At 72.6% G+C, this 1,410-nt stretch carries 1 protein-coding gene; it reads right to left on the reverse strand.

Annotated features, from left to right (window positions below):
- Positions 1-131 precede the first annotated feature (131 nt).
- A complete protein-coding gene (locus ACIQOV_RS41370) occupies positions 132-1,349 on the reverse strand; it encodes a cytochrome P450 (protein WP_401056296.1) in 1,218 nt (405 codons plus the stop codon).
- Between the last annotated feature and the right edge of the window lie 61 nt (positions 1,350-1,410).

Here is a 1,410-nt window from a genome sequence, read left to right on the forward strand (position 1 = left end):
CCTGCCCCCACCCCAGGCCCCCACGATCCGGCTGGTCGGGCCCACGAAAGCCAGCCCAACCAGCCGGAAATCAACCTAAATCACCAGTATTGGCCTTAGTACTCCAGTGAGAGTTCTCCAGTGGGCCCCGCTCACCAGGTCACGGGCAGTGACCGCATCCCGTAGATGAACGACTCGGTACGGAACTCGCGCTCGCCGGTCAGCCGCAGCCGCAGCCGCAGCCCCGGCAGTCGGCGGAACAGCGTCTCCAGGGCGATCTGGAGTTCGGCGCGGGCCAGCGGCTGGCCCAGGCACTGGTGTACGCCGAAGCCGAACGCCAGGTGCCGCCGGGCGTCCCGGTCCAGGTCCAGCTCGTCCGTCGCCCGATGGCCGGCGCCGCCGAACACCGCCTCGTCCCGGTTGGCGGTGGAGAGCATCGCCATCACGCCCTCCCCGGCCCGGACGGTGACGCCGCCCAGCTCCACGTCCTCCAGCGCCACCCGGGGCAGGCCGGTGTGCACGATGGTCAGCAGCCGCAACAGCTCCTCCACCGCGCCCGGCAGGGTGGCCGGGTCGGCCAGGCCGGGGATCTGCTCGGGGTGCTCCAGCAGCAGCGCGGTCGACAGCGAGATCATGTTCGCGGTCGTCTCGTGCCCGGCGATCAGCAGCAGTACGCCCATGCCGGCCACGTCGTCCGGGGTCAGGTCGTCCCGCGCCGCGAGTCGGCTGAGGGCGTCGTCCTCCGGTTGTGCGCGCTTGCGGGCCGTCAGGTCGCGAAGGTAGTCGCGGACCTCCTCCTGGGCCTCCCGGAGCTGCTCCACGGTGCTCTCCCGGCTGAGCATCGTGCGGCTCAGGCTCTGGAAGCGGTCGTGGTCCTCGTACGGCACGCCGAGCAGCAGGCAGATCACCAGCGAGGGCACCGGCAGCGCGAAGTCGGTGACCAGGTCGGCCGTGGTCCGGCCCGCGGTCATCCGGTCCAGTGCCTCGTCCACGATCCGCTGGATCTCCGGGCGCAGCGCCTCCACCCGCTTGACCAGGAATTCCCCGGTGATGATGCGGCGCTGGCGGGCGTGCTCGGGGTCGTCGAGCCGCAGGAAGTCCGGATTGTCGGTGATCAGCTCGCGAGCGCCGGCGACCAGCAGCGGGAAGGCCGGGTGGCGTATGTCGGCACTGAACCGGCGGTCGGACAGCACGGTGCGGACCTCGGCGAAGCCGGTGACCAGCCAGCAGAGGTCGCCGTCGGGCAGCTCGGCCCTGGTCACCGGCCCGGTGGCGGCGGCCTCGGAGTACGCGGGCGGCGGGCCGAACGGGCAGCCGCCGGAGTGCGGGGCCGGCAGCAGCGGGACGGCGGGGGCGAGGCTCTCGCGCACCCGCGAGCCGTCGGGTGCCGCCGGGGGCAGCACCAGCGAACGCTGCCGGATGGAGCCCAGC

The sequence above is a fragment of the Kitasatospora sp. NPDC091257 genome (assembly GCF_044757675.1).
Taxonomy (GTDB): domain Bacteria; phylum Actinomycetota; class Actinomycetes; order Streptomycetales; family Streptomycetaceae; genus Kitasatospora; species Kitasatospora lactacystinica.